The sequence below is a fragment of the Dyella flagellata genome, assembly GCF_030160275.1.
In the GTDB taxonomy this organism is placed as follows: Bacteria; Pseudomonadota; Gammaproteobacteria; order Xanthomonadales; family Rhodanobacteraceae; genus Dyella_B; species Dyella_B flagellata.
The window spans coordinates 1-1,868 of the sequence record NZ_BSOA01000005.1; the positions used below are offsets into that span (position 1 = coordinate 1).

Annotated in this window: 1 protein-coding gene; it reads right to left on the reverse strand. The window is 62.9% G+C overall.

Features of this window, described 5'->3' with window-relative positions; translation table 11 throughout:
- On the reverse strand, nucleotides 1-1,868 hold a 1,868-nt coding region (locus QQJ96_RS04535; protein WP_284330773.1), incomplete at both ends, for a putative Ig domain-containing protein.

Genomic DNA, 1,868 nt, shown 5'->3' on the forward strand with positions numbered 1-1,868 from the left:
CCAGGCACCCACGACGACACCGTCAGGGAATAGGTGCCCGCACTGCCCACCGGGGGCGTCCCACTGAAGGTCAAGGTGCTGGCGTTGAAGGACAGCCACGACGGCAACGCCACCCAGGCCGACCCGTTCCAATAGCTGGCCGAATACTGCGGCGTGAGTCCATTGGCACTGGTGGCGCCCGGTTCGGTAAAGCTGAAGGGGCTGTTGTAGGCCACGGTCTGGTTGGTGGCGCCTGCTGTAAACACCGGCAACACCGTCGGCACGGTCACCGTGAACGTGCTGCTGACGCTGCGTCCCAGTACGTCCGTGGCGGTCACGGTGACGGTGCTGCTGCCGGCCGGGGTGGGCACCGGCGGGGCGCCGGTGAAGGTGCCAGTGCTGGCGTTGAAGCTCAGCCAGCTGGGCAGGCCGGTGGCGGTATAGGTCAGCCCCATACCGAGCGGATCGGTGAAACTACCCGCCACAGTGTAGCTCAGCGGTGTGGCGCCGGGTGCCACCGATTGCGCAACCAAGGCCGTGCCCAACACCGGACCACCACCGTCCAGCGGAATCGGTGTGGCGGCCACGCCGTTGGCGTCATAGGCGCTGCGCGTGAACACCCCACGGCGATTACCGTCAGCGTCATACACATACACGCTGCGCATGGTGGCCACCGGTGAAGCACCCGCCGTGTTTTCGTCGGTCACTTCCTGTAGCCGGTTATGGCTGTCGTAGCCAATCACGATCTGCGAGCTGACCGCCGTGCCGCCACCGTCCTGGGTGCCGATCGTCTCCAGCGTTTCATTACCGTCGGCGTCGTAACCAAAGCCATAGGTCGAGGTGATCGTGCTGCTACCGCTGGCGACGGCTTCGGTCAAGCTGGCGAGTGCGCCATTGGCTTCGTAGCCGAACGTTAGCGTGGAGGTGATGGCGCCCGGATTGGGCGTTCCGTTCCAGTTGCTGGTTTCCTTGGTCAACAGGCCCGAATTGGCGTCGTAGGTGTAGGTGTAGGTCGCATTGCTTTCGTCGGTATGCGTCTGCACCTGCTTGAAGTAGTTATACGTCCAACTTTGCGTGTTGCCGTCCGCATCCGTCTGATGGATCAGGTTGCCGTTGACGTCGTAGACGTAGGTGGTGGTCTCGTTGAGCGGCGTGGTGCTGGTCAGCACACGGTGCTGGCTGTCATAGGTGTAGGTGATCGTGTTGCCGAGCGCATCGGTGGACTGCAGGCGATCGCCATTGGCGTTGAGCGCGTAGGTACTCTGCGTAACGGGTGCGAGCACTGTCGCGCCAGCACTATTGACCGTGACCTTAAAGTAGCCCTGCCCGATGACCTGGTTGAGGTTGTCGTAGTTGGTAAAGGTGATATTGGCCTGCGTACCGGCAGCCGTTTGCACCGGCGGCGTTTGGCTGGCGACGGCGCGACCAAGGGCATCGTAGGCGGTGTAAGTGCGGGCCCCGAGGTTGTCCTGCGCCATCGTCTTGTTCCCGACAGCGTCATACGCGTACCACGAGGTATTGCTGTTCTCGTCCGTGACCCCCATCAATTCGCCGGCAACGTTGTAGTACCACTCCTTGGACGGATTGACCCAGCTGTCACCCCCCGTCGCCGAGGCTACCAAGACGCTGGCCTCGGTTTCGACGGCGACCTGGTTCTGGCTGTCATAGTAGTAGGCAGTGGTATTGCCGTTGGCGTCGGTCTTGGACGTGACGTTGCCCCAGCGGTCATAAGCGTAGGTGACTTGCGTGCCGGCGGTGACGCCGCTGGCGGTGTTGGTGCTGGGCATGCGCTGCTGGACCATGTTGCCGCCCAAATCCACCCAGTTGTGCGTCAAGGTGTTAGCCGTGCCGCCCGTCACGGTGGATTCGTCCACCACCAGGTGGCCAGC